Source organism: Flavobacterium subsaxonicum WB 4.1-42 = DSM 21790 (genome assembly GCF_000422725.1).
GTDB classification, from domain to species: domain Bacteria; phylum Bacteroidota; class Bacteroidia; order Flavobacteriales; family Flavobacteriaceae; genus Flavobacterium; species Flavobacterium subsaxonicum.
This window is the reverse complement of the sequence record NZ_KE383909.1, coordinates 118,124-143,193: the sequence shown is the minus strand read 5'-3', so window position 1 is coordinate 143,193 and position 25,070 is coordinate 118,124. Positions and strand designations below refer to the sequence as shown.

The 25,070-nt window shown below is 41.7% G+C and carries 22 protein-coding genes and 1 pseudogene; 5 read left to right on the top strand and 18 right to left on the bottom strand.

Going from position 1 to position 25,070, the window contains the following annotated elements:
- Window positions 1-11 precede the first annotated feature (11 nt).
- Both G509_RS0111145 and G509_RS0111140 read right to left on the bottom strand, forming a co-directional pair.
- Complete coding sequence (locus tag G509_RS0111145; protein WP_026991615.1) at window positions 12-1,031, bottom strand: FAD binding domain-containing protein; 1,020 nt, start codon at window positions 1,029-1,031, stop codon at window positions 12-14.
- Window positions 1,024-1,509: a (2Fe-2S)-binding protein gene (locus G509_RS0111140; protein WP_026991614.1), complete on the bottom strand. Its 486-nt coding sequence runs from the start codon at window positions 1,507-1,509 to the stop codon at window positions 1,024-1,026. Before G509_RS0111140 ends, G509_RS0111145 begins: the two co-directional genes overlap by 8 nt.
- Before the next feature lie 359 nt (window positions 1,510-1,868).
- Between G509_RS0111140 and G509_RS0111135 the strand changes: the two genes are divergently transcribed.
- Window positions 1,869-3,017 (top strand): cysteine desulfurase family protein, encoded by a 1,149-nt coding sequence (locus G509_RS0111135; RefSeq protein WP_026991613.1) that lies wholly within the window; start codon window positions 1,869-1,871, stop codon window positions 3,015-3,017.
- 4 nt (window positions 3,018-3,021) lie between these two features.
- Here the strand turns inward: G509_RS0111135 and moaCB are convergent, their stop codons facing one another.
- From moaCB to G509_RS21905, 14 genes and pseudogenes are all read right to left on the bottom strand, one after another.
- A complete protein-coding gene (gene moaCB, locus G509_RS0111130) occupies window positions 3,022-3,930 on the bottom strand; it encodes a bifunctional molybdenum cofactor biosynthesis protein MoaC/MoaB (protein WP_026991612.1) in 909 nt (302 codons plus the stop codon).
- Window position 3,931: 1 nt separating this feature from the next.
- Window positions 3,932-4,372, bottom strand: a complete 441-nt coding sequence (locus G509_RS0111125; protein ID WP_026991611.1) for a molybdenum cofactor biosynthesis protein MoaE — start codon at window positions 4,370-4,372, stop codon at window positions 3,932-3,934.
- On the bottom strand, window positions 4,365-5,477 hold the full coding sequence (locus G509_RS0111120; RefSeq protein ID WP_026991610.1) for a ThiF family adenylyltransferase: 1,113 nt from the start codon (window positions 5,475-5,477) through the stop codon (window positions 4,365-4,367). Before G509_RS0111120 ends, G509_RS0111125 begins: the two co-directional genes overlap by 8 nt.
- Window positions 5,478-5,480: 3 nt before the next feature.
- Complete coding sequence (locus tag G509_RS0111115) at window positions 5,481-5,708, bottom strand: MoaD/ThiS family protein (protein WP_026991609.1); 228 nt, start codon at window positions 5,706-5,708, stop codon at window positions 5,481-5,483.
- A gap of 2 nt (window positions 5,709-5,710) precedes the next feature.
- Entirely contained in the window at window positions 5,711-6,445 is a 735-nt protein-coding gene (locus G509_RS0111110; RefSeq protein ID WP_026991608.1) for a sulfite exporter TauE/SafE family protein, read from the bottom strand.
- 3 nt (window positions 6,446-6,448) lie between these two features.
- Window positions 6,449-7,627, bottom strand: a complete 1,179-nt coding sequence (locus G509_RS0111105; RefSeq protein WP_026991607.1) for a molybdopterin molybdotransferase MoeA — start codon at window positions 7,625-7,627, stop codon at window positions 6,449-6,451.
- Window positions 7,627-8,217 carry a nucleotidyltransferase family protein gene (locus G509_RS0111100; protein WP_026991606.1) on the bottom strand — a complete coding sequence of 197 codons (591 nt, stop codon included), beginning with the start codon at window positions 8,215-8,217 and terminating at the stop codon, window positions 7,627-7,629. Before G509_RS0111100 ends, G509_RS0111105 begins: the two co-directional genes overlap by 1 nt.
- A 1-nt stretch (window position 8,218) precedes the next feature.
- Window positions 8,219-9,199 carry a GTP 3',8-cyclase MoaA gene (gene moaA, locus G509_RS0111095; protein WP_026991605.1) on the bottom strand — a complete coding sequence of 327 codons (981 nt, stop codon included), beginning with the start codon at window positions 9,197-9,199 and terminating at the stop codon, window positions 8,219-8,221.
- A gap of 11 nt (window positions 9,200-9,210) precedes the next feature.
- On the bottom strand, window positions 9,211-10,332 hold the full coding sequence (locus tag G509_RS0111090; RefSeq protein ID WP_035738894.1) for an XdhC family protein: 1,122 nt from the start codon (window positions 10,330-10,332) through the stop codon (window positions 9,211-9,213).
- A 55-nt stretch (window positions 10,333-10,387) separates the two neighbouring features.
- Entirely contained in the window at window positions 10,388-12,553 is a 2,166-nt protein-coding gene (locus tag G509_RS0111085; RefSeq protein WP_026991603.1) for a xanthine dehydrogenase family protein molybdopterin-binding subunit, read from the bottom strand.
- Between the two features lie 31 nt (window positions 12,554-12,584).
- Entirely contained in the window at window positions 12,585-13,235 is a 651-nt protein-coding gene (locus tag G509_RS0111080; RefSeq protein WP_026991602.1) for a cytochrome c family protein, read from the bottom strand.
- A gap of 51 nt (window positions 13,236-13,286) precedes the next feature.
- Window positions 13,287-13,757, bottom strand: a complete 471-nt coding sequence (locus G509_RS0111075; RefSeq protein ID WP_026991601.1) for a (2Fe-2S)-binding protein — start codon at window positions 13,755-13,757, stop codon at window positions 13,287-13,289.
- 173 nt (window positions 13,758-13,930) lie between these two features.
- Complete coding sequence (locus G509_RS0111070) at window positions 13,931-16,510, bottom strand: TonB-dependent receptor (protein ID WP_026991600.1); 2,580 nt, start codon at window positions 16,508-16,510, stop codon at window positions 13,931-13,933.
- Window positions 16,511-17,069: 559 nt separating this feature from the next.
- Window positions 17,070-17,522 (bottom strand): annotated as a pseudogene (locus tag G509_RS21905) (VIT1/CCC1 transporter family protein); the annotation flags it as partial.
- 222 nt (window positions 17,523-17,744) lie between these two features.
- Between G509_RS21905 and G509_RS0111055 the strand changes: the two are divergent.
- The 4 genes from G509_RS0111055 to G509_RS0111040 all read left to right on the top strand — a co-directional run bounded on the left by G509_RS0111055 (window position 17,745) and on the right by G509_RS0111040 (window position 23,104).
- Complete coding sequence (locus G509_RS0111055; protein WP_026991599.1) at window positions 17,745-17,975, top strand: helix-turn-helix domain-containing protein; 231 nt, start codon at window positions 17,745-17,747, stop codon at window positions 17,973-17,975.
- Window positions 17,976-18,225: 250 nt separating this feature from the next.
- Complete coding sequence (locus G509_RS0111050) at window positions 18,226-20,592, top strand: TonB-dependent receptor (protein ID WP_207382723.1); 2,367 nt, start codon at window positions 18,226-18,228, stop codon at window positions 20,590-20,592.
- Window positions 20,593-20,612: 20 nt separating this feature from the next.
- Window positions 20,613-21,839, top strand: a complete 1,227-nt coding sequence (locus G509_RS0111045) for a DUF4374 domain-containing protein (protein WP_026991597.1) — start codon at window positions 20,613-20,615, stop codon at window positions 21,837-21,839.
- Between the two features lie 101 nt (window positions 21,840-21,940).
- Complete coding sequence (locus G509_RS0111040; RefSeq protein WP_051200142.1) at window positions 21,941-23,104, top strand: PepSY-associated TM helix domain-containing protein; 1,164 nt, start codon at window positions 21,941-21,943, stop codon at window positions 23,102-23,104.
- A 124-nt stretch (window positions 23,105-23,228) separates the two neighbouring features.
- Here the strand turns inward: G509_RS0111040 and G509_RS0111035 are convergent, their stop codons facing one another.
- Complete coding sequence (locus G509_RS0111035) at window positions 23,229-24,251, bottom strand: LLM class flavin-dependent oxidoreductase (protein WP_026991595.1); 1,023 nt, start codon at window positions 24,249-24,251, stop codon at window positions 23,229-23,231.
- Between the two features lie 192 nt (window positions 24,252-24,443).
- On the bottom strand, window positions 24,444-25,070 hold a 627-nt coding region (locus G509_RS0111030; RefSeq protein ID WP_026991594.1), incomplete at its 5' end, for an alpha-hydroxy acid oxidase.

Genomic DNA, 25,070 nt, shown 5'->3' with positions numbered 1-25,070 from the left:
GGTTGGCTTTATTAAAGAGATGGTTGTGCACCGGGGCGCTGGCTATCTGGGTTTAGTGCCATCATGCCATTACGGATTATAGCCCTTTTAGCAAGCGGTATCTTAAAATTGTTATACTCGTAGCCCTGGGCGCCTTGCAAAATTATATCTGCGGCAGCGGCAAAGTTATCCTGGGTGGCTTCTTTACCTTTCAAAAAGTCTTCTGCCGCCGTAACCCTCCACGGCTTGTGCGCCACGCCGCCAAGGGCAATGCGGGCTTCGTTAATAATAGTACCGTCAAGGTCGAGCCCGGTTGCCACCGATACCAATGCAAACGAATACGACGCCCTGTCGCGGAGCTTTAAGTACGAATAATTTTTTTCAAAACCCTTAGCGGGAAGGTCGATACCGGTAATGATCTCGCCATGTTTCAGGTTGTTGTCTATATGCGGGGTATCGCCCGGCAGGCGATGATAGTCGGCAAAGGCCAGAACCCTGTCGCCATCCGGCCCCGTAATATTTACAGTAGCATTAAGTGCCGCGAGTGCCACACACATATCTGACGGAAAAACCGCTATGCAATTTTCGCTTTGTCCCAATATGGCGTGTATGCGGTTATAACCCTTTATAGCCGAACAACCCGAACCCGGTTCACGCTTGTTGCAGGGTGTGTTAACATCGTAAAAATAATAGCAGCGGGTACGCTGGTTTAGGTTACCACCATTGGTTGCCATGTTGCGTATTTGTGCCGAAGCCCCTGCCAATATGGCTTTAGATAATAAGGGATATTTGGATTCTATAACAGGATTGTAAGCAGTATCTGCATTGGTAACCAGTGCGCCCAATCGTACACCGCCATTTTCTAATGGGGTAATGGCGTGGTTATCTATAAACGGATTAATGTCTACCAGCTTATCGGCTTGTGTTACAAAATATTTAAGCAAATCGTTAATGTTTGTGCCACCTGCAACTATTTTGTTTTGGGTGTTGCCATTAAGCTGTTCTATAGCCTGGGCAGCGTTGGTGGCTTTGGCGTAGGCAAAATTATTCATAACCGCCCCCTTCCTTCACTTCCATAAGGGCATCAATAATACCCTTACTGGCGCCGCAACGGCACAGGTTGCCACTCATAAGTTCGGCCACTTCTTCGCGGGTGTGGGCTTTGCCCTCTTTAAGCATGCCAATGCCACTGCAAATTTGCCCCGGGGTGCAATACCCGCACTGAAAAGCATCGTGCTCTATAAACGCTTTTTGCAACGGGTGCAGCTCCTGGTTTTTGGCAATACCCTCAATAGTAGTTACATCGCTGCCGTCTTTCATAACGGCAAGGGTAAGGCAGCTTAGCACGCGTTTGCCATCTACCAAAACGGTACAGGCCCCGCACTGGCCGTGGTCGCAGCCTTTTTTAGTGCCGGTAAGGTCGAGCTTTTCGCGAAGGGCATCCAGCAGCGATACCCACGGAAGCACATCCAGCCGGTAATCGGTGCCATTTACCCGTAACGAAGTAGTGTGTGTGTTGTTCGTTTCCATAGGCAGGTTATAAGTTGTTTTTGTTACTATCTAATTTCCGACTATAATGGCAGCGATGGTAATAACGTAATGTTAAGGTTATGAGATAGAAAACATAAAATATTGAGCTGCAAAATTACAAATAAGGGTAAGGCGGAGTACTGAAGTGGTTCTTGCAGTAAAATTGCTGAAGGAAATTTTATTTATAATTTGACCAATTTTATAACAGACAAGGCAATTTGTGCATTAGTGTGCAAAAAGTGCGTAACTCAGAGTCCGAAAGTGAAATATTAAGCACTTTTTGGATGTAAAATATAAGATTTTTCTTAATTGGCGTTTTCCGGAATTTGCGTATATTTAAGTCTGTAATTTTTGAATTGATGCCTGAAAGAAACAAAATAATATATTTAGACAATAATGCCACTACCCGGCTGGACAACAGGGTTTTAGAAGCAATGTTACCCTATTTTACCACTGATTATGCCAATGCAAGCAGCAGCCATTTGTTTGGACTTACTGTAAATGAGGCAGTTGAGGCCGCCCGAGAGCAGGTTGCCGCCCTGATTGGTGCCAGGCCAAAGGAGATAACCTTTACATCGGGCGCTACGGAGGCTATTAATTTAGCAATCAAAGGTTTAGTTAGTTCTACTAAGAAACATATTGTAACTGTAGTAACAGAGCATAAAGCTATTTTAGACACCTGTGCTTATATGGAGCAAAATGGCTTTGAGGTTACTTATTTACCTGTAAATCAGTATGATTTAGTAAATTTAGAAGATTTAGAAGCGGCCATAAGGCACGATACTTTACTGGTTTGTGTGATGCTTGCCAACAACGAAACCGGTGTTATACAGCCAGTTAGCCAAATTAGCAGCCTGGCCCATGCCAAAGGCGCCCTGTTTATGACTGATGCCACACAAGCCGTAGGCAAGTTACCTATTGACGTTCAGGCACTTGGAATTGATTTAATGCCACTTAGTGCCCATAAGTTTTACGGGCCAAAGGGTGTTGGGGCATTGTACGTATCATCTACAACCCGTCAACTTATTGAAGCACAACAACATGGAGGTGGCCATGAACGCAAGTTGCGCAGCGGCACCCTTAACGTACCCGGTATAGTGGGGTTAGGAAAAGCCTGCGAAATAGCTGAGGATGAGATGGATAACGATACAAATCGAATTGAACAATTACGTAACCACCTTGAAAATGAACTACTTAAGATAACCGACACCTATGGTAACGGAAGCAAAGAACACCGCCTTTACAACACTACTAACCTGTGCTTCAAGGACATAAGCTCTGAAAAACTGATATTATCACTCCAAAACATTGCAGTATCAAACGGTTCGGCCTGCTCTGCGGTTACTACAGAGCCATCGTATGTACTTAAAGCACTGGGACTTACCGATGCCGATGCATTGGCATCCATACGTTTTAGCCTTGGGCGATTTACAACTATAGATGATATTGAAACAACCATTACTAAGGTAACGGAACTCGTAGCAACACAAAGACAAACAGCAGGTTAGCTACTTAATGAGGTCGGTTTTCGCGTACATCAAACACATGCAATACCTGCGGAAAGAGTGCCTCCATGGTTTCCTGTGCCCCTTTTTTAGAGCCGGGCAACGTAATTACCAGTGTGTCAGCAGCAAAGCCGGCAACACCGCGCGATAGCATGGCTGTTTTAATACGCTGCTGGCCGTAGGCACGGGCGGTTTCCATAATGCCAGGAATATGCGTATCTATCAGGGGTTCAACAGCTTGTGGCGTAACATCTCGTGCCGAAAGGCCTGTACCACCGGTAAAAATCACAAGATCCTTACTTTGAGTCATGTAGTTTTTAAGGGTAGTTTGTATGGTATCAAAATCATCAGGGATAATGGTGTACTCAACATCTGTAAGTCCTTGTTTTTCAAGGATTGACACTATTGCCTTGCCCGATGTATCTTCTTTTTCACTGCGGTAGGCGGTGTCGGAACATACTACTACCGCGCATTTGAGGCCTTTATCGGCATATTTCTTACTATCTGACTTGCCACCATGCTTTTCCTGCAACCTAATATTCTGAATTTCAACGTGTTTGTCAATAGGTTTTAGCATATCGTACATAACCAAAGCTGCCACCGATGCGCCATGCATGGCCTCTACCTCTACCCCGGTTTTGTAAATGGTATGCACCTCTACCGAAATAATTACCGAAAGCCCCTCGACTTTATACGTAATCGCCGCATATTCAACAGGTAACGGGTGGCAATCGGGTATAACATCGCTGGTTTTCTTGATGGCGAAGAGCGCCGCCGCACGGCTAAACTCAAAGATGTCGCCCTTGGGCACTTTGCGCTGCTCTATGGCATCTATGGTTGCCTGTTGCGATGTTAGCACCGTAGCGGTAGCAATTGCCTTGCGCAACGTATACGATTTGTGTGTAATATCTACCATATCAATTATTTACCTTCCACTGGTGGGATTGGTCTTCAAAAATTTCTTTGCCCCAAACAGGTAGTTCTGCCTTAATGCGCTCTACAATTTCCTCGCAGGCATTTATAGCGGTTTGCCTATGCTTTGAGGAAGTGAATACAAACAGGCACAGCTCTCCAGCCTTAACCTTGCCCAGGCTGTGGTGCACATGCATGCAGCTAAGGTCGTATTTAGTAAAGAGCTCTTCACGCAATTCGTGCATTTTTTGCAGCGCAAGGTTCTCATAAGCAGTGTATTCTATGGCGACTACCGTCTTGTCTTCTATAACATCGGCACGCACCTGCCCTAAAAAAATGCTATGGGCGCCAATATCCTTTTTAGAAGCATGTTTAGCAATGCTATCTGCTATAAATGAGGGGTTTATAGCCCCTTGCATAAATATATTTTTAATAGGTTTATTCATTATATTTTTCTTGTAAGGCAATGATACCGCGCTGTAAGTGACTAATATTCTTTGTGTTACCAAATTTTTCTAACAATAACATACCCGCTCTAAGGCTGCGTTTGCCGCTTTGGCAGAACAAAATTATGTTATTGGCCTCAATTTCGGGTATTTTTTCGCTTAACGCTGATAACGGAATGTTAAGGTTTTGAAAATCAGCCTTTGGAAGCTCGCTAACCTCACGAACATCAATAACAATTGTGTCAGGTAGGTTAATTTTTTGAAGGAAGTTATTGGCATCCAATTCTATAACTCCATTTATAGATGTCCCACACAGCCAGTTGTAATCGGTTGCCTTAAAAGTAGTTGCATCTTTTGGAATGTGAGTGTTTGCGGACTCATCAGCTCTTATATCAATTATAAAACTATCGTAATTTAAAATACTGAAGGTCATTAATTTATTAATCATCACCTCGCCTACACCTGTAATTAGTTTTATAACTTCGGTAGCCTGCATTAAGCCAATAATTCCAGGCAAAACGCCAAGCACACCGGCCTCGTTGCAATCGGCCACCTCCAACGGATCTGGCGGCGTAGCAAACAAATGGCGGTAGTTGGCTTTATTACCCTGAGCATCAGAAACATTAAACACGGCAACCTGCCCTTCATACTGATAAACCGCCCCAAAAATCAGGGGTTTATTGAGCAACACACAGGCATCGTTAATAAGGTAGCGCGCCGCAAAGTTATCGGTGCAGTCAATAATTACATCATAATCAGCAATCAGCTCTAACGCATTGGTGCTGTTAACCAACATCTTAAAGCTATTAATGGTAATATCCGGATTTAGCTGTTGCAGTTTTAACGCAGCAACGGCAGCTTTGGCCCGGCCCACATCGTTGGTAGTGTACAATACCTGGCGTTGCAGGTTGCTAAGCGACACCACATCATCATCTACAAGGCCAATAGTACCCACGCCTGCCGCCGTAAGGTATTGCAGCACAGGACATCCCAGGCCACCGGCACCTATAACCAATACCTTGGCATCAGCAAGTTTTTGCTGGGCTTCAGCACCAAAATCCCTTAAGGAATAATGGCGGGCGTAACGGGAGTTGTGATTTTCCATGTATTATCCTCCTGAATATGGCGGCATAAGTGCCACGGTGTCGTTATCTGTAAGTATCTGATTATCTGTGACTAATATTTTATTAACGGCAATGGCGTACTTTTTTTCGGCTAATGCCGGAAATTTATCGCGTAAAGCCTGTTGTAATGATGCTGTATCCAAAGCCTCGATAACCAGTTCTTTACCTGTAATTTCGGCTATCTGCCCAAAGGCTATAATTTTGATTTTCATTATTAAGCAGTTGTAAATAATAATTTATAAGACGCCAGCAGCAATACAGTAGCCAGAACGTACTTTAAAACATTCTGGTTGAACTTTTTAGAGCCAAAATAAGCACCTAAAAGTCCGCCAACAAAGGCCACAACAATGTACATAACCATATCGCCGGTAAAGCTAATGCCCTGGGTAAGCATGCCCCCCAGCCCCGCAACCGAATTTACAAATATAAAGGCAGCGCTAATAGCCGCGGTTTGCTTTTGGTTGGTCCATTGCAGGAGTAACAATATGGGCGACAGTATAATACCCCCGCCAATACCTATCATACCCGAAAGTAAGCCAACCACAGCGCCGGTTACTATTGCTATGGTTAAGTTTGAGGGCTTAAGGTCTTTATCTTCAACGTTTTTGAATAAGAAAAACCGTATTACCGGGAACAATAGCAACACCCCAAGTACACGCTTGTAGATGTTCTCTTCCACCATTATCATGCCACCAATAAAGGCCATAGGTATGGAAGCAGCGGCTATAGGTATAAATAACTTCTTTAAAAAATAACCGCCCCTGTAGTATTGTATAAACGAGGTAAGCGACACAAACAGGTTAAGCATCAATGCGGTAGGCTTCATTTCTTCGGGAGCTACACCATACAATGCCATTAAGGCAAGGTATCCGCTGGCACCGCCGTGACCAACAGCCGCATACAAAAAGGCAACAAAAAAAAGTATACCGTAAAATAATTCTATCGACATAAATTAAAGGGGTAATAAGTGTACATCAACGGTGTCTCCTGCTTTGCAACCTGTTGATTCTTCGGGCAATATAATAAAACAATTGGCTTGCGCAAACGAGTGCAGCCTGAACGATTCCTGAGCATGCAGCGGTGTTGCCCTGCCCTCTTTATAAAAGGCTTTTATAAAATGTGTAAGCCCTGCCGATTTACTGTAATCGTATGTTGCTTTTGCAGTTACAGCAATAACACTTGGCTCTTTATGCATGGATTTTTCGAGAGCAGGCAATACGTATTCGTAAAAACAGGTCAGCCCGCTTGATGGGTTGCCCGGCAGCCCGAAAACCAGCTTATCCTGCTTAGTGCCAAAAAACAGGGGTTTACCCGGCTTTTGCTTTATCTTATGGAATTTCTGCTCAATGCAGCAAGCTGCAGCCGCACCAACTACATAGTCGTAATCGCCTACGCTTACACCACCGTTTAGCAACACTATATCGCTGATTTCTAATGCGCTTTGCAATACCGATGCTAATACATCCAGATTGTCTTCGCTGCGTAAAATTGTTATATCGTTAATTCCCGCCCTATTTAAGGCTGCGGTTAGCAGTACTGAATTAGCTTCGTATACCTGCCCAAATTCTAACGGTTTACCTGGCTCCTGCAACTCATTTCCCGTAAGGATAATGGCCACTTTTGGCGCGGCGTAAACACTGGCATGCGTACAGCCAATTCCTGCTAAGAAACCAAGTGCTGCCGCCGATAAGTAGGTGCCTTTAGCCATTGCAAGCTCGCCACTCTTAACCTCAGCACCTTTTGGGCGAACGTTAAGACCGTGCGAAAGACTATCATCCTGCAACGTAAGCAACTTATTATCAACGCTTACCTTTTCCTGCATTATAACCGTATCGGCACCATTGGGCAGGGGCGCACCGGTAAAGATGCGGGTTGCCTGTCCGGTTTGTATAGTAAGCTGAGTGCTAACGCCGGCCGCCATTTCGCCAATGATAGTTAACGGTTTATCTTTATCTTCAAACTTAACGGCATAACCATCCATAGACGATTGCGCAAAGTTGGGTAAGTCTGTTGTTGCAATAATGTCTTCAGCAAGTGTGTAGCCAAAGGCCTCCTGTAAGGGAAATTCTTTAATTTTACCCTCTGTTACAGCATCTTGTATAATTTGCTTTGCCTGTTGTACCGCGATCATTACTGGTTGATAAGGTTATTATAATCGTCCATAGTATCTATATCTACTGCACCCTTTTCGAAAGGTACCGAAGCTACATCATTGTTATGAAGCTGAATTACGTTTTTGGCGCCTTCATGCCCTTTAAGGTTTTCAAGTGTCTCAAAATAAGTACTGCTAAACAACACCGGTGTGCCCAATGTTTCGGCATACGCCGATGCCACTATGCCTTTACCAGATGTATTATGACTATCTATCAGATCTTTAAATACCTGTGCGTTTAGGAACGGCTGGTCGCATACTGTAAAAATACAGGTTTTAATTTGTGGATTAAGTGCGCGTAATTGCTGTAATCCTATTGCTATAGATGATGCCATCCCTGTCTCCCATTCGGGGTTATTAACCACTTTAGCAGCGGTGTAGGCCAGCTCTTCGTCTATATTTTTTTTATAAGCGCCCGTTACCACAATAACAAAGCTATCGGGAATTAATTTTGCCTGTATTATGGTGTTACGCAACAGCGTATACCCGTTGTATTCAAGTAACTGTTTTGGTTTTCCTAAGCGCGACGAATTACCGGCCGCTAATATAATAATGCCTGTTTCTTCCATATTATCCTCCAATTGTTATCATGCTGCGGTTTTCTAACGTGGATGTATCGATATTTTCGAACACCCCGCTAAACTGGCCGCCCAACGCTTTAGCTTTAGATTGTATACTTTCGTGAATTAAAGGTAACACTTCCTGCCCATTACGCAATGCGCCAAGCAAATCAGTCTCTGATTTAGAGAACAGGCAGTTTTTAAGCTTGCCATCGGCCGTAAGGCGCATACGGTTGCAGGTGTCGCAAAATGGGGCACTCATGGTGCTTATAACTGCAAACGACCCCACATGGCCGGGAATCATATAGCGTTTAGAGGTATCATTAGCCTCCGGCGACACCGGCAGGGCATCGTATTTAGTGGCAATTTGAGATAGTATTTCGTGCAGTGTAAAAACCTGGTTGCTGCTCCATTTGTTGCCGGCAAACGGCATAAATTCTATAAACCTGATCTCTATATTGTTGTGCTTGGTAAGGGCAATAAAATCGAGTATCTCATTCTCGTTCAGGTCTTTCATTACCACGACATTGATCTTCACACGAATGTTATGATGCAACAGCAATTCGATGTTACTGCGAACCCTATGATACAAATCGCGACGTGTAATTTTCAGGAATTTATCGGGCTGAAGCGTATCCAGGCTAATGTTTATGGCACGTATATTAGCCGCCAGCAGCTCGGGCAGCATTTCGTGCAATCGGATGCCATTGGTTGTTATGGCAAGCTCTACATCGAGCTTACCCAAAGCCTCTATAATTTTAGGGGCATCTTTGCGCACCAAGGGCTCTCCGCCGGTAAGGCGTATCTTTTTAACACCCTGTGCTACAAATAGTTTAGCAAGCGTTTCAATTTCGTGCACCTGCATTAGTTTGGCAGCCGGGGCAAAGGCGTACTTTTCCTCAGGCATGCAGTAAAAGCAGCGCAGGTTACAGTTATCGGTAAGCGATATCCGCAGGTAATCGTGCACACGGCCAAAGGTATCCTGTATCATAAATCCGTATTTTAAACTACCAGTGTAGCTGTGTGTATTTTATCTTGTTTGTATTTTAACGATGTACCCAACTTGCCACTCATAACCCCCTTAATTTCGGCCACTACAGACACCGCAATCTCTTCTGATGTCTCAGCGCCTATATCAAGGCCAATAGGCCCGTAAATGCTGTTTAATTGCTTATCTGTGAGTGTAATTCCTTCATCAGCAAGGTCGTTAAACATGCGTTGCAGCTTTGTTTTAGGCCCCAGGATGCCAATATAGTTGCAATCCGTTTCCAGTAACAATTTCAACAAGGCCAGGTCGTACTTGTAGTTATGCGTCATCAGCACAAAAAACGTTTGTCTATCAACAACCACATTATCAATCAGTTCCTGTGGTTTGGCTATGTAAACATTTTTAGCTTTTGGAAAGCGTGGCGCGGTAGCATGTGTAGCGCGGCCATCTGCAACAGTAACTTCCCATCCTAAAAGCGATGCCATATCTACAAGAGGCTTAACATCATTACCCGCGCCGGCAACAATAAGAGCAACCGGCGGAGCAACGTATTCTATAAGTGCTTCGTAAGCAATACTTTGTAATTCTATTTTTTTAATGATGGATGCTTTATCAGTCAGAACTTTAGAGGCATCATTAAATAAAGCGTCGTAACTGTTATTTTGAGATTGGCTGTTCCCATCCCTGTAAAACAACACCGTTCCCGGCTGGGCAACTTTCCTGTTTACAGAATATAGTGTAACCACCACAGCATCTTTACGTTCTGTTTCCAGTTGCTGAAGTAAATCTATGGGGTTGTTTACCACAGCCTCATCTATATACTCGAACAATATATGAACAATACCATTACACCCCAGTTGTACACCGAACTCTACATCATCTTCGTTACTCGTGTCATACGTAATTAGCTTATTTTGCTGCTGATTGATGGCAAGCAAAGCTTTGCGAAGAGCATCACCTTCCAGGCAACCACCGCTAATGGCACCGGTTAGCTGGCCGTCTTCGGTAACAAGCATACGGGCACCGGGCTGCCTGTAAGACGAACCCTCTACCTTTACAACCGTTGCCAAAGCCGTTTTTTTTCCGATAGCATTAGCTATGGAATACGCTTTTAGTATATCGCTAATTTCTTTCATGTGTGTTACAAAAATAAACTACAAACGCCCGCCACGCCCATATTTTATCAAAACTTTATACTTCAGATAAGCTAAACGGCAATGTGCGTATTCTTTTACCGGTAAGGTCGAAAATAGCATTGGTAAGTGCCGGTGCCAGTGGTGGCAATCCAGGTTCTCCCACTCCGCCTGCATCGGCCTCGTTTTCCATGATGTGTACTTCTATCGGCGGAATCTCGTTAATGCGCGGCATAGGGTAATCGTAAAAATTATGCTGCTCTACAACATTATCCCTAAAAGTAATCTGGTGCGTGGTTGCTGCGCCAATACCCATAACAATAGACCCTTCAACCTGTGCATGGATGATGTCGGGGTTTACATACCAGCCGCAGTCCATAACGGCCCAAACCTTATCTATTTTAACGCCTCCGGCAGGGTTTTTAGATACTTTAACTACCTGCCCTACCGTGGTTTCAAAACATTCGGTTATAGCAATGCCATAGCCTTCGTTTTTCTTTCTTTTTTTCCATCCCGACACTGCTTCCAGCTTATCGATAAGTTTTTGGCAACGCTCTTCCTGCAAATGTGTCCTGCGGAAATCTAACGGGTCTTTGCCTGCCTGATGCGCCATTTCGTCCATAAAACTTTCGTAGGCAAAACCGTTTGTGGAAGCATAAACCGACCTCCAGAAACTTGTTGGTATAGACGTTTCGAACAATACATCGCTAATGCTCAAGTTTTTAATACTTTCGTAATAAGGCTTAAGAAAACCCTCGCTGGTGCTGCGGTTGGGTTCGGTTTTTTTACCACCGCGCCAATGGTCGTTATTTTGGCCTGCCATACGGAATTTTAAAGCCCCGATTTTTCCGTTCTCTAAGGTACCCTCACAACGATACGATATTCCCGGGCGGAAAGGCCCTAAGGTAGCATCGTCTTCGCGTGTCCAGATAACCTGTACGGGGGTGCCAATTTCTTTGGAAATAGCTACCGCTTCATGCGGATAATCGGTCATGGCTTTACGCCCAAAGCCTCCGCCAAGAAAGGTCATGTTTACTAACACTTTTTCTTTTTCTACACCAAACTGCTTGCTTACATAATCCTGAACCCAGCCCGGTGCCTGTATAGGTCCCCATATTTCTATCGAATCGCCTTTATGATGGGCAATGCAATTTAGGGGTTCCATAGCGCAATGCGACTGGTAAGGCGTTTGATACGTAACATCTATTTTTTTTGAAGCCTTTGCCAGTAAACCATTAGGATCTCCCTGCGTTTTTAGCGGCATGCCTTCCTGTGTTTGTATAAGTTCGGCTTGCTTTTTTAAAATATCCGGAGTACTCCAGTGCTCAAAACCGCTCGAATCCCACTCTACTTTTAAAGCCTTTCGGCCCTGTAGCGCTGCCCAGGTAGAGTTGGCTATTACTGCAACGCCTTCTCTTTTATATTCGTAATACCCCATGGCAACCTTAAATACTTTTTTTACCCCGGGCACATTTAGCGCCGCAGAAGCATCGAAGCTTTTAACTTTGCCCAAAAAACGCGGATCGCGCTCTACCGATGCAAATTGCAATCCGGCAATACGTTTATCAAGCCCAAATACAAGGCTTCCGTTTGTTTTGGCTGCGGTATCTATACGGCGCAGCGGCTTACGGATAAGCTTATATTCTGATATTTTTTTAAGCTTTGGTTCTTTTGGAGCTTCCAGTTTTGATGCTGCCAGGGCAAGTTCGCCATAACTGGCTTTTTTGCCCGATGGCTTGTGGATAATGTGCCCCGATTGGGCATAACACTCTGATACCGGAACACTCCAGGCAGCAGCGGCAGCGGTGGTAAGCATTTCGCGGGCAGAGGCGCTTAGCTTTAGCAAATTTTTATACGACCCTCTAATGGTAGAGCTCCCCCCGGTAACCTGCCCCCCGTATTTTTTTTCGTTGCCCGGGGCAAATTGCACGTTAATATCTTTAAGGTCTACCTCCAGTTCTTCGGCAACTATTTGCGGAACAGAATGATACGACCCCTGCCCCATTTCGGCACGGTGGTCTATAATGGTAACTTTACCTGTTGGGTCTATAATTATCCACGGATTAAACTCAATGGCCGCCAGGCTTGCCTCATGCGGTTTTATAATCGCGGCATTTGCCTCGCTTATAAAATTTAAACCTAAACATAAAGCCGTACCTCCAAGCCCTGCTATTTTTAAAAAGCTCCTTCTCGAAAAATTATCGTTATCTCTGGACTGTGTCATAATAAAATCTTTATTAATTAATAGTACTTAACTATTGCTTAGGTGCATAAGCGCCTGTTTCCAGCCAGGTTATCCAGGCTTTTTTAAATTCTTTATGGCTTATTGGCGGCAGCTTTAAGCCTTCTGCGGGTTTCCACCCGGCAAGCACAAGGCCATCATCGGCATGCTCAATAAGCTTTTTCATATCCTTATGCCCATTTTGATTGGGGTCTATTAGTTGTTTTGCCAGCTGGTTTGCCGTTTTGCCTTCAAAAACCATTTTCATATCGGCAGGTGGCAAATGCCAGTTGGGGTTGCCCGGTGGCGCATGCAAGCCGGGTGTATTTTCGGGTTGGTGGCAATTGGCACATTTCATGGCATACAGGCCTTTACCATCTTTACCGCGCTTTGGCTGCATGGTGTGTATATGGCTGTCTTCGCCCTGTAACGGAATATCGCCTATAGGGTGGCAGTTCATACAGCGCGGACTCATTAGCACGCTGTACACCTTTTCGAATGCTTTTACAGATGCCACACTGTCTTTTTTCTTTTCTAAAAAATCAGGAGATTTTACGTAAGTGCTTGTTGTTAGTTCTGTGTTATAGCTAAAGGCTGTTAGTGAACCTGTTAGCAACAGTACAGTTACAGGAACTGCTATTTTTTTTAGTTTGATGTTTTTGTTTATTTTGAATGGATTTTTCATGGTAGTAGATTTTAATTAATATAAGTGTGTAATTATATAGGCTTAATCTACTTACGATTTGGTTGAATTACGCTGTATCTCGGCTGCATTGTGTATGGCCTTGCGTATTCTTGGATAGGTACCGCAACGGCAAATATTGCCCGCCATGGCAGTATCTATATCTTCATCGGTTGGGTTAGGATTTTCTCTTAATAATACCGCAGCCGACATAATTTGGCCTGAGTGGCAGTAACCGCATTGCGGTACATCTATATCCTGCCAGGCCTGCTGTACAGGGTGGTCGTTGTTTTTAGATAACCCTTCTATGGTAGTTATCTGCTTGCCCTGTGCACGGCTTACCTTTGTAACGCAAGACCGTACGGCCTCGCCATCTAAATGTACCACGCAGGCACCGCACTGCGCTACACCACAGCCAAATTTTGTACCGGTAAGGCCAGCAATATCGCGTATTGCCCACAGCAACGGCATGTTTTCATCGGCATCTATGGTGTAAGATTTACCATTAATTTTTAATACTGACATAGTTTACTTAATTTATTGATTATTAGCTGATAAAACCTAATTCTCCTTATTTATAAAATTACCCAAATATTTGCTTTCAGGCTAATGAATTTCAAATAAAAAATTGCAAAATTCAAACACTAATGCTAAAATTTTCTTAAAAAGCCGACTTCTTTTTACCCCTAAATTAAATATTAAAGATGATAAGTGAGCGCAGTGTAATATAACCCGCCTATTGCCGGCCCTCCTAAAAACGAATTGTAATAATTGTTGGTAAGGTTTGTGGCACCTAATTTAATTCCTAATTTTGATTTGTACAGCTCGTAGCTTATCTGGGCATCGAGCGTTCCGTAAGCCTTTACATTGCCATTAACTAAAAAAGAGCGCCAGTAAAAACTGCTCTGCCTCCTGTACGTAACATTAAAACTAAGGGCTTTATAAACATTTTCTCCGGCAAAAGAAACATTACCCATCCATTCGGGCGTGTTAAAACCGTCTTCAAAACCATCGTTATTATCTGTGCGGCTTAATTTAGCGTACGATGCATTGCCACTTATAGTGTAATGATTTGCAAGCAGGTAGCTTAACCCCAGGCTGGCACCCAGATTATACACCACACTTTGCGAGTTGGTATACATGCGGTAACGGCTTTGCTGGCTCCTGTCGTTTAGGGCGGTAGGAATTAGTGCTGCATCAGTAGTATTGGGCACATTCATTTCTACCTGAGCTATAAAATTGTCGTATTTATTAAAATAAAAGTCGGCATCTACTTTAAGGCTTCGCTTTGCAAACAGGCCTTTATACCCCACTTCGAACGAATTGATATGCTCCGGCTTTAAGTAGGTATAGTAGTTTTTAACCAGCAACCCTTTTTGCTGCTCAATAGCATCGGTAAGGGGCACGCCATTATTAAAATCGCTGTTAACGGCCGACTGGAACTTATCTATAGAACTACGCAAATAAGCATTTTCGAAAACCCCGTTAGACATAACCTTTAGTCCGCCTACCCTTTTTACGCCACCACTGTTTACATTAGAAAAGGCTTCGAAAATACTTGGAAAACGCGAGCCGCTCTGGAAAGACATCCTGATGCTTTGGCCGTTGCCGGGAGTAATTACGGCAGCCACACGCGGATTGTATTTTACATCAAAATAATCGTTTTTATCTATCCTTAATGTAGCCGATAATTTTAGCAAACCGTTAAACAGGCTTTTACCCGCCTGAGCAAAACCACCTGTTTTGCCGTAGCTAAAGGTGTCAAAGGTTTTTCCTTCGGCAGGGTTTATAAAGTAATTGCCATCGGGCTTTATAATGTATGCCTGATAATCTGCCCCAACCAGTAGGTCCAGCCCAGTGTTTTCTTTAAAGTTACCTCCCAATACTTTAGAAATATCTGCCTGGGCTTCGCCATGTACCAGTTTATCTTTTACGCGCAATGCCGCACCCTGATCCCAGTTATTAATGTTAGCTAATGCGTTTAATGTATTTTTAAAGGCAGTTGTTCCGGGTTGCAGCCTGCCCATATCAGCTGCTGCTCGTGCCTGGCTGAGTGCCTGGTCTGCGTTGACTCCCTGCACTGTAATGGCATTGTTAAATGCTGCTGTATAATCAGCGTACCAATTGTTATCTGATTTAAAGCTACGATCCATGTTTTCTGCCGCCGATCGCAGGTTGTACGACTTTCCGGTGTTCTCTGTAGTAACAAACGCCCTTACCTGAAAAATATCATTTTTAAGCTCTAACGCATGCTGCTGTAATATATAATCTTTAAGAGCAAAGCGGTTAGCGCGTTGGTATACATTATTAATATCAGCATAACGGTACGTATAACTAAGGGTAGTTTTAGGGCTTAGCTTGTAATAAAGCCCAACATCTGCCTTAATGTTTTGTATATCATAGTCTGCAACATCCTGTTCGCTGTAGCCTGTGCGTGCCACAACATAGCGCTTGCCATTAAGGGTTATCGTACGTCTGTTAGACGACTCGTTACCATAACCATTAACCGGGTCGTAAGCCGGGTTATTAACTCCCCCTGCAATATCTACACCTGTATTGGCATTGGCATTAAGGTCGGTTCGGTCATCGGCTATCCAATCAGAGCCCTTGGTAAAGCTACCGTTAAACTTAAAAGCAAAACGGTTAGATAGTTTCTCGGCAACCCTAAAGCTGGTTTCTGTAAATATTTCAGCGCCGGAATTACTATCATTAACATGATTTACACCTGTTTTTTGCTGAAAAGTAATGCCTGTGTTTTTAAACGGGTCTTTAGTTATAAAGTTGGCAAGGCCGTTAATGGCATTTAACCCATAAAGTGCCGATGCCGTACCTGGAATTATCTCTACACGTTCAATATCCAGGTCGTTTGGCCCCATAGCGTTGCCTATAGGCGCACCTATGTGTGGTGCCTGATTATCTATGCCATCTACCATTTGTGTAAACCTAACGTTAGTAGTATTAGCAAAACCACGGGTGTTGATAATTTTAAAACCAAGGCTGGGAGTAAGCATTTGCACGCCTTTTACGTTTTCGAGCGCATCAAAAAATGAAGGTGAAGCGCTCTTTTTAAAATACAAGCCATCAACAGTTTCTATGCTTACCGGCGATTTCATGATACTCTCGGCCGTTCTTGATGCCGATATAACCACTTCATCTAAAGAATGATTCCTGATAGAATCAATTGATCTAATGCTGTCCTGTATTGGCTTCGTTTGTGCCCGGACAGCAGTTGTTAACAGCACCAAAAAAATAAAAAGTAATTGTAGTGTTATCTTCATAAACATTAATAAAATAAGGGCTTCGACTTATTAAATTTGTGCAATAGACAAATGTATTTTTACATCGTCAACTGTTTTAACAAATTAAGGCAGTTTATTAAGAATTACGGTTCTTCATAATTTATGCATACGAAGTTCCGCCTTTTGATTTTAAAAAAAGTATACGAATTACTGTTTTCCCTACCAATATTACTGATAATAGAAGTTGCCCTATGATCAATACAATTTTATAAGCTTTTATTTTAAACCTGCCCTGACATAATTAGGGCAGGTTTGTATTAGTATTAAGCTACGCCATATCAATCATAAATTATAAAGATGACATTAAAATGTATAATAAGAACTTTGTACTTGATGGCACAACGGAAAATTCAGATTTTATACAAAAATTGCAGACCGATCCTAAATTTTTCTTTTCGGCTACCGCAGAGCTAACTTAATATTACCTTAAGATAAAACTACAACCTAATAACCAGCACGATCGCCCGTAAAATTTGCAGTTAAATCGCAAATCATGGATACACGATCAGGTATTAAACGGACAAGTTTAGGCAGGTACAGATGCCATTGCAGCCTGAAAAGGTTTGGCTTGGGTTATTTCGTTAATTCCCAGTTCGTCTCGGGCGTGTGCCTCGAGGGCATTATGTGCTGTAAGTTGCAGGGCTACTTCTTTTGCAAGCTCAGCTGTTAGTCCTCGCTGAATATAAATTTCTGTAAGCTCTGCAAGTTCATCTTCAGGCATTTCTAACAGTTCTTTTTTCTCCCTCTCTAAATCTGAAATTTCAATATCGCTTTGAGAGCTTACCGATACATATTCTCCTGCTGCCATAGAAAGCGCTCCTGCAACCACTCCAGCAAGGGCAGCCAATACAATTGGATTCCTCGAATCGCTTGCTGCCGCAATACCTATGGCAAGACTGGTAGTCGACAAAATTCCGTCGTTGGCACCAAGCACGGCAGCCCTAAGCCAGCCACTTCGATTTATAAAATGTATTTCGGTTTGTGTATTCATCAATTTTATTTAGCGCACTAAAGCAAAAAAGAAATTTATGTGCTTAGTAAAATTATATGATTTTTATTTAAGTCTGCTAAATTGTAATGCATAGTTATTGTAATACTACTGTTTACAAGTATCGATAGGGCATAATTTTAATTTATTCCAAGTCTATATTGGCAAGCTTCTTAGAATAGTAGCCTCAATATTTTTATATTTGATAATATCAGAATAAATACTATGTTACAGTTTAAAGACAGAAGGCTAATAAAGTTTGGGGAGCATGTGGCTGCATTGCGCCAAAAGCTTGGTATTGAAGTTAAAGATGTAGCTGCCAAGTGTTCTTTAAGCATAAAAGATTTACTTTCTATTGAGCAGGGAAATAAAAATTTTGGCTTTACAACTTTATTAGAGCTATCTAAAGGTTTAGGTGTTAGCCCGGCCGATTTATTAGATATAAATTTTGAGTAGCCCGGTTATATTTCCAAAAAATAGCATCGTACAATTTTAATTGCATTACAATTATACGTAATTGTTAAGCTAATTTACTCAGCTACTTTATAAATACTTTAAAAAGTGGTCGATTCTGGATTTGGATTGAATAACAAAATGAGCCTTTTTTGTTTTTATTTAGAATTAGTAAAGATAATTTTTGGATTGTGAAAGGTACATGTTTACATTTGCGCAAAAATTAGGAATAAATTCCGGCGCAAAAATGAAAATGCAAAAACTCTGTACTATTATTATCTTACTTTTTAGCTGTTTAAGTAGTTTTTCTCAAGAAGACTCTACAACACTGGTTGGCCAGGTGTTGCTGGAAAATGGAAAACCCGCCGAATCGGTTTCTATATCTTTTAAAGGAACCGCTTATAGTACTGTTACTAATAGTAATGGGATGTACAAACTTATTGCTGCTCCGGGCAATTATACTCTTGTAATTTCATCTACGTCATTCAAAACTTCAGAAAAACAAATAACCTTAAATAAGGGCTCTAACACCTACAAAACTCAAACAATAGAACAGGATGCCACCCAGTTACAGGAAGTAGAAGTGTCGGGCAAATCAACCGTTCAGCGCGTTCAGGAGCAGGCTTTTAACGTTACTGCTATCGATTTAAAAACAATACATAATACATCTGCAGATCTTAATCAGGTGCTTAACCGTACAACAGGTGTTCGTGTAAGGGAGTCTGGCGGAATGGGATCTAATTTTAACTTTTCGCTAAATGGTTTTTCGGGCAACCAGATTAAATTTTTTATGGATGGCATTCCCATCGATAATTATGGTTCATCGTTTACTCTTAACAACATTCCGGTTAACATGGCAGAGCGTATTGAGGTATACAAAGGCGTTGTGCCCATTGAATTAGGAAGCGATGCTTTAGGCGGAGCTGTAAATATTATTACCAATAAATCGGTTAAGCGCTATGTTGATGCATCTTATAGTTTCGGGTCGTTTAATACGCACAAGGCAGCAGTAAATACCCGATTTACCAATAAAAATGGATTTGTTGCTAACATAAATGCCTTTGCAAATTATTCTGATAATAGCTACGATGTAGATGTAAGTGTAGCAGATGCCTCTACAGGGGCTTTTGCACCAGAGCGAAAATACAAGCACTTTCATGATGGTTACAAATCTGGCGCTATTATGGCCGAAGTAGGCGTAAAAAATAAAAAGTTTGCCGATTATCTTTTATTAGGAGCCATGGTAACCGGCAATAAAAAAGAGATACAAACCGGTACAACAATGCAAAGGGTTGTAGGCGATGCCTTTACAGATAGTAAGGCCTTTGTATCATCGCTTAAATTTAAAAAAGACAGCCTTTTTACTAAAAACCTGTCTGCCAGCATTGCAGCATCTTATAATATTGTAAATAGCCGCTCTGTAGATACATCGTCTAACAGGTACAGCTGGGATGGCAGCCATACTGTAGCTAATTTAAATAGCGGTGGCGAAATTAACCGCGAAAAAACAATTTACGTATACGATGATAACTCGCTACAAACCAACACCAATTTAAAATACGATTTTACTGATAATCAATATGTGGCTTTTAATCACTCTCTTGTTAGCTTAAAACGTAAAGAAGATGACGAATACAAAACCATTACTAAACCGGGTTCACCCACAATAGATAAAAATATTTTAGGGCTTTCTTATAATCTTGCCGCATTTAATAAAAAACTATCGGTTATAGCTTTTGGTAAAAAGTATTTTTTAAATACCAGTATGATTGCTGTAAGAGATGATTATGCAGATGTTAAAGAATATGATATTGTAAAAAATTCTTTTGATGATTTGGGATACGGAACGGCTTTAGCTTATTTTATTACGCCCGATGTACAATTAAAAGCATCTTACGAGCATGCGTTTCGTTTACCTACTGCCGAAGAAATGCTGGGCGATGGCTTACTACTTTTGCCAACATTAGGCCTAAAACCAGAGTCAAGTGATAACTTTAACACAGGCCTTAGCTTAAGAAAAACCTACAATAAACATTCGTTTGGGTTTCAGGGAAATTTTGTTTATCGAAACGCAAAAGATTTTATACAAATTCAAACTCAGGGTGCGCAGTCTCAATATATTAACATGGATAATGTAAGGGTTACAGGCTTTGATGGTGTTTTACATTATGGATATATGAACTGGCTTACATTTGAGATAAATGCAACACATCAAAAAACAATTAACACCAATAAATTCGACCCGCCGGGCTCTAACATTCCGGATGCTTTAAACGGCACCCAGTTGCCCAATGTGCCTATTTTTTATGGTAATGCCAACTTAGGGTTTAATTTTAGAAAAATAAGAACAGATAATGATAACCTAACGGTTAACATATTTGCAAACTATATAGATGAGTACTATTTGGTATCTACAACGTTAGGCCAGGCCGATACCCGAAGAACAATACCGGAGCAATTTACACAAAGTATTGCTACTGCTTATGTGTTTGGAAAAGGCAAATACAATATAGGTTTAGAGTGTAATAACATTACCAACACCAAGGTGTACGACTATTTTAAGATACAAAAACCCGGTAGGGCGTTTACAATAAAATTCAGATATTTTTTAACTAATTAATAATTTTAAACTTTATATTAATGATAAGCAGATTTAAAAATCTTTTAGCTTTACTTGTATTGCCTGCAATGTTTTTTTCATGCAGCGACGATGATTCAGGTACACCAACAGAAAATCCGGCAGACGTAAGTTATGTACTTTCGTACCAAACAACAGATTACAAACCGTATATCTGGCAATTTGAATCGCTGGAGCAGCTTATGACTGGTACAATTAGCATGATTGGCCAAGGTATAGAACAACCGGGAGGCTGTATACCTGTAGCAAATACTTTTTTTGCACTTACAGGTGATGATGAAGGCTCTGTAGCTTACTATCTTAACCAGGATGGTATGCTGGCTAAAACCAACCATTTATTTACAGGCGATACGTATGCTTACGGAACTACCGATGATGATAAGCTTATCCTTATCAATTCTCCATGGGATGCAAGCTCAACTCAAAATGAATTGATGATCTACGATCCTGCCACTGTAACTATTTCTGCCCGTAAAGTTGATGATTTTGCATTGCCTAATGGCCACTTTTTATGGCCTACAAGTGTAAATGTTTCAGGAAACAGAGTATTTGTATCTACATTTGAGCGTGATGCCGACTGGAACCTTTACCAGGAAAATGCTGTTATAAAGGTTTACGAATACCCGTCTTTAGCGTATGTTAAAACAATTACAGATACTCGTACAACTGCTATTGGCCAGTATTACACTAATACAGGTATGGTTCAAACAGAATCTGGAGATATTTACACTTTCTCATCAAATTCGGTTACAGCCGGTTATACACCTTCAGCTTCTCATTCTGGTATTCTTAAGATCAAGAAAGGTCAGTCAGAATTTGATTCAAGTTATTTCTTTGACATAGAGTCAAGCAGCATTAACGGAAAAGTTTTATCTGCCTACCCTATTGGAGGCGAAAAAGTACTTATCAACTACATGCCTGCAGCTATTGATGCTGAGCAAGGTAACTGGAGTTTCTTGAATTATGGTACCTTTAAATTTAAATGTGCTATTTTAGATCTTAGCACAAAATCTATTACCGAAGTTACAGGTTTACCAGACCACTCTGGAGATAACTACTACGGTTTTGGAAGCGCTTATACTGAAAACGGAAAAATATATAAAAGCTTTGTAACAAATACCGAAGCACGTGTGTATCAAATTGATGCTACAACAGGTGCAGCTTTACCTGGTGCAACTATTACAGGTGGTACAGATTTACCTGCTATTACAAAATTGACAAAGAAATAAAATACAATATTTAGTTTCAGAATTATACCATATAGTCCTTACTGAAAGTATTGATTATATGGTATTTTTTTTAACTATTTTCTGCCAAACAGATATAACTTATGAATGCCGATAAAAACAATCTCCCAAAGAAAAAAAAAGGAAAATCACGCTTTAGCAAAGTTAATGCCTGGCTGCATTTATGGCTTGGGCTTGCCTCGGGAATTATTGTTGTAATAATGGCTATTACCGGGTGTATATTGGTGTTTGAACAGGAAATAAAGCAATTAACCTCTCCTTATTTGCATGTAGAGGCACAAAGTGCTGAAAAACTATTACCCCCATCAAAAATTTACGATTTAGTACATAAATCATTCCCTCAAAAAGAAATACACGGCTTATGGTATAATGGTTTAGACGGAACAATTAAAGTTGATGTAGAGTCAGACTCGCTGATATATGTAAATCCGTATAACGGTAAAATTGCCGGAATTGTAGATCATGAAGATTTTTTTCATTATGTAGATGATGGGCATCGCTACCTGTGGCTTAATGAAGAAATTGGATCGCAAATTACTGCTTTTGCAACCCTGATTTTTTTCTTTTTGCTTATTAGTGGCCTTATTTTATGGTATCCAAAAAAATGGAATAAAACAACTTTTAATGCCGGGTTTAAAGTTAAATGGAAAGCTAACTTTAAACGATTAAACTACGATTTACATAATGTAACAGGTTTTTACATTATGCTTCTTGCGGTGCTAATATCTTTTACAGGACTGCTAATGAGTTTTAATTGGTTAAGAGAAAGTACGTACTGGATAACCGGCGGTTGGGCGGATGATGTAGTTACCGAACAAAAAGCAACGCTTAAGCAAAATGATACTGCTACCATACAGCAAACAAAGATGTTAGCTTCTGCTGATTATGTCTGGAAAAAAGTGCGTACACAAATAGCCCGGGAAAATAAAGAGGCCGTTATTATACATTTTCCTGATAAACCCAGCGAAGATTTTTACGCGTGTACTGATATGGATAAAGGTGTTTGGCGCGATTTATATTTTGATTGTAAAACCTTAAACCTTTTACCAAAATCTCAAAAGAACATTAGCCAGGAACCTTTTTCTAAATGGCTTATGCGCTCTAATTACAGCCTTCATATAGGGGGTATATTAGGGCTGCCATCAAAAATTATTTATTTTATAGCCAGCCTGCTATGCGCCACATTGCCTATAACCGGATTTTATATCTGGTGGGGTAAACAGAAAAAATCAAAAGTTAAACGTTAAACTCTTTTATTGGTAGTAGAAGAAATTAAATCCTGACCCATAAAAGTTTGTATTAATTTGCATCAATACTAAAAGCCCCCTTATCATTTAAAAAAAGGAGGCTTTTATATTTATTTTTAACGATTTAACGCCAGCCCAGTGCCGGCGCAATATGTTTTAGTATAGACGATAGTATATGCACATTATACTCAACACCCAAAGTATTAGGTATGGTTAAAAGTACTGTATCTGCCTCCTGAATAGCTTCGTCCTGAGCCAGCTCTGCAATTAGTTTATCGGGTTCAGCCGCATAACCTTTTCCAAATATTGCCCGTTTATCACTCTCAATATAACCAAAGCTATCACTTCCCCTGCCCTGCTCTCCAAAATAGTACCTGTCCTGGTCGGTAACCAGTGCAAAAATAGAACGGCTTACAGATACCCTTGGTTCGTGCTTGTGCCCGGCCTTTTTCCATGCCTCTTTATATAACCGTATCTGTTCGGCCTGCTGAATGTGAAATGGCTTACCGTTTTCATCATACTTTAGGGTAGAGCTTTGCAGGTGCATACCATTTTCGGCCGCCCAAACTGCAGTAGCGTTAGATGCTGCACCCCACCAGATACGCTCCCGTAACCCTTCAGAATGCGGCTCCAGGCGCAGTAAGCCCGGCGGGTTTGGAAACATTGGGTTGGGGTTAGGATGTGCAAACCCATTACCGTTAAGCATATCTAAAAACTCCAGGGCTTTTTTTCGCCCCATATCAGCGTCTGTATCACCCACTTCGGGTTCGTAGCCAAAATAGCGATACCCCTCAATAACCTGTTCCGGAGATCCGCGGCTTATTCCTAATTGTAAACGCCCACCCGATATGAGGTCGGCAGCACCGGCATCTTCCACCATATACAGGGGGTTTTCATACCGCATATCTATTACGCCCGTGCCAATTTCTATTGTACTGGTTTTGGCACCGATGGCAGAAAGCAATGGAAATGGCGATGCCAACTGCCGCGCAAAATGGTGTACACGGAAATAGGCGCCATCCAAACCAATTTCTTCGGCAGCAACAGCCAGATCGATAGACTGAAGCAGTGTATCGCTTGCTGTCCGGGCCTGATAAGAAGGATGATCTGCCCAATGCCCAAACGATAAAAATCCTATTTTTTTCATAAAATAGCTTTATTATTTACTACTCAAAGATACGGATCATTACCGGGTAAGGCTAAATTTTGGTTAAAAAATCTGCTTTGCCATCATTTGTGATTTTTATTAATTTAACCTGAATTATATAATAAAAGCACCGCTACAGGTGCTTTTATTATATAATTCAGGCAATTAAAAGTAAAGCCTTTTAGTAGCTGCTTATTTGATAAGGTGATTCGGAAAATCCTCAACCCTCTCGCAGCATACCTGCTCCATAACCTGCTGTAATTGTATTTTAAGTAGCGATATAGCATGATTGCCACCCTGGTTGCCCAATGCAGCTACACTGTACATAAAAGTGCGGCCCAAAAACGTAAAATCGGCACCACTAGCTAACGTTCTCGCTACATCTACACCGGAGCGGATGCCGCTATCCATCATCACTTTTATCTGGCCTTTGTATTTTTCTACAATAGGATGTAGCGATGCTATGGCACTTTGCCCGGCATCAAGCTGCCTGCCACCGTGGTTAGATACTATAACCCCATCAAAGCCAAGGCGTATTGCCATCTCCACATCTTCTTCGCTGGCTACGCCTTTAAGCACCAGCTTGCCTTTCCACTTATCCCTTATGGGCGCAATGCGTTCTTCGTTTAACCTGCCCGAAAATGTTTTGTTCATAAACTGGCCTAACTGCGCCATGTTCAGGTCTTTGGGCATGTAGGGCTTAAGGGTTTCAAAAGCGGGTTGCCCATGCACAAGCGTTTTAAGTGCCCATTCGGGCCTGCCCATTATTTGCAGTATGTTTCTAAGGGTCATTCGTGGTGGCATGGCAAGGCCATTACG

Bases quoted from the DNA above. Each gene is read 5' to 3' on its own strand.
- G509_RS0111040 (WP_051200142.1), top strand. From the start codon at position 21,941: ATGAATGCCGATAAAAACAATCTCCCAAAGAAAAAAAAAGGAAAATCA.
- moaCB (WP_026991612.1), bottom strand. From the start codon at position 3,930: ATGGTAGATATTACACACAAATCGTATACGTTGCGCAAGGCAATTGCT.
- G509_RS0111100 (WP_026991606.1), bottom strand. From the start codon at position 8,217: ATGGAAGAAACAGGCATTATTATATTAGCGGCCGGTAATTCGTCGCGC.
- G509_RS0111115 (WP_026991609.1), bottom strand. From the start codon at position 5,708: ATGAAAATCAAAATTATAGCCTTTGGGCAGATAGCCGAAATTACAGGT.
- G509_RS0111110 (WP_026991608.1), bottom strand. From the start codon at position 6,445: ATGTCGATAGAATTATTTTACGGTATACTTTTTTTTGTTGCCTTTTTG.
- G509_RS0111120 (WP_026991610.1), bottom strand. From the start codon at position 5,477: ATGGAAAATCACAACTCCCGTTACGCCCGCCATTATTCCTTAAGGGAT.
- G509_RS0111055 (WP_026991599.1), top strand. From the start codon at position 17,745: ATGTTACAGTTTAAAGACAGAAGGCTAATAAAGTTTGGGGAGCATGTG.
- G509_RS0111135 (WP_026991613.1), top strand. From the start codon at position 1,869: ATGCCTGAAAGAAACAAAATAATATATTTAGACAATAATGCCACTACC.
- G509_RS0111075 (WP_026991601.1), bottom strand. From the start codon at position 13,757: ATGTCAGTATTAAAAATTAATGGTAAATCTTACACCATAGATGCCGAT.
- G509_RS0111045 (WP_026991597.1), top strand. From the start codon at position 20,613: ATGATAAGCAGATTTAAAAATCTTTTAGCTTTACTTGTATTGCCTGCA.
- G509_RS0111105 (WP_026991607.1), bottom strand. From the start codon at position 7,627: ATGATCGCGGTACAACAGGCAAAGCAAATTATACAAGATGCTGTAACA.
- G509_RS0111125 (WP_026991611.1), bottom strand. From the start codon at position 4,372: ATGAATAAACCTATTAAAAATATATTTATGCAAGGGGCTATAAACCCC.
- G509_RS0111090 (WP_035738894.1), bottom strand. From the start codon at position 10,332: ATGAAAGAAATTAGCGATATACTAAAAGCGTATTCCATAGCTAATGCT.
- G509_RS0111080 (WP_026991602.1), bottom strand. From the start codon at position 13,235: ATGAAAAATCCATTCAAAATAAACAAAAACATCAAACTAAAAAAAATA.
- G509_RS0111145 (WP_026991615.1), bottom strand. From the start codon at position 1,031: ATGAATAATTTTGCCTACGCCAAAGCCACCAACGCTGCCCAGGCTATA.
- G509_RS0111140 (WP_026991614.1), bottom strand. From the start codon at position 1,509: ATGGAAACGAACAACACACACACTACTTCGTTACGGGTAAATGGCACC.
- G509_RS0111050 (WP_207382723.1), top strand. From the start codon at position 18,226: ATGCAAAAACTCTGTACTATTATTATCTTACTTTTTAGCTGTTTAAGT.
- moaA (WP_026991605.1), bottom strand. From the start codon at position 9,199: ATGATACAGGATACCTTTGGCCGTGTGCACGATTACCTGCGGATATCG.
- G509_RS0111035 (WP_026991595.1), bottom strand. From the start codon at position 24,251: ATGAAAAAAATAGGATTTTTATCGTTTGGGCATTGGGCAGATCATCCT.
- G509_RS0111070 (WP_026991600.1), bottom strand. From the start codon at position 16,510: ATGAAGATAACACTACAATTACTTTTTATTTTTTTGGTGCTGTTAACA.
- G509_RS0111085 (WP_026991603.1), bottom strand. From the start codon at position 12,553: ATGACACAGTCCAGAGATAACGATAATTTTTCGAGAAGGAGCTTTTTA.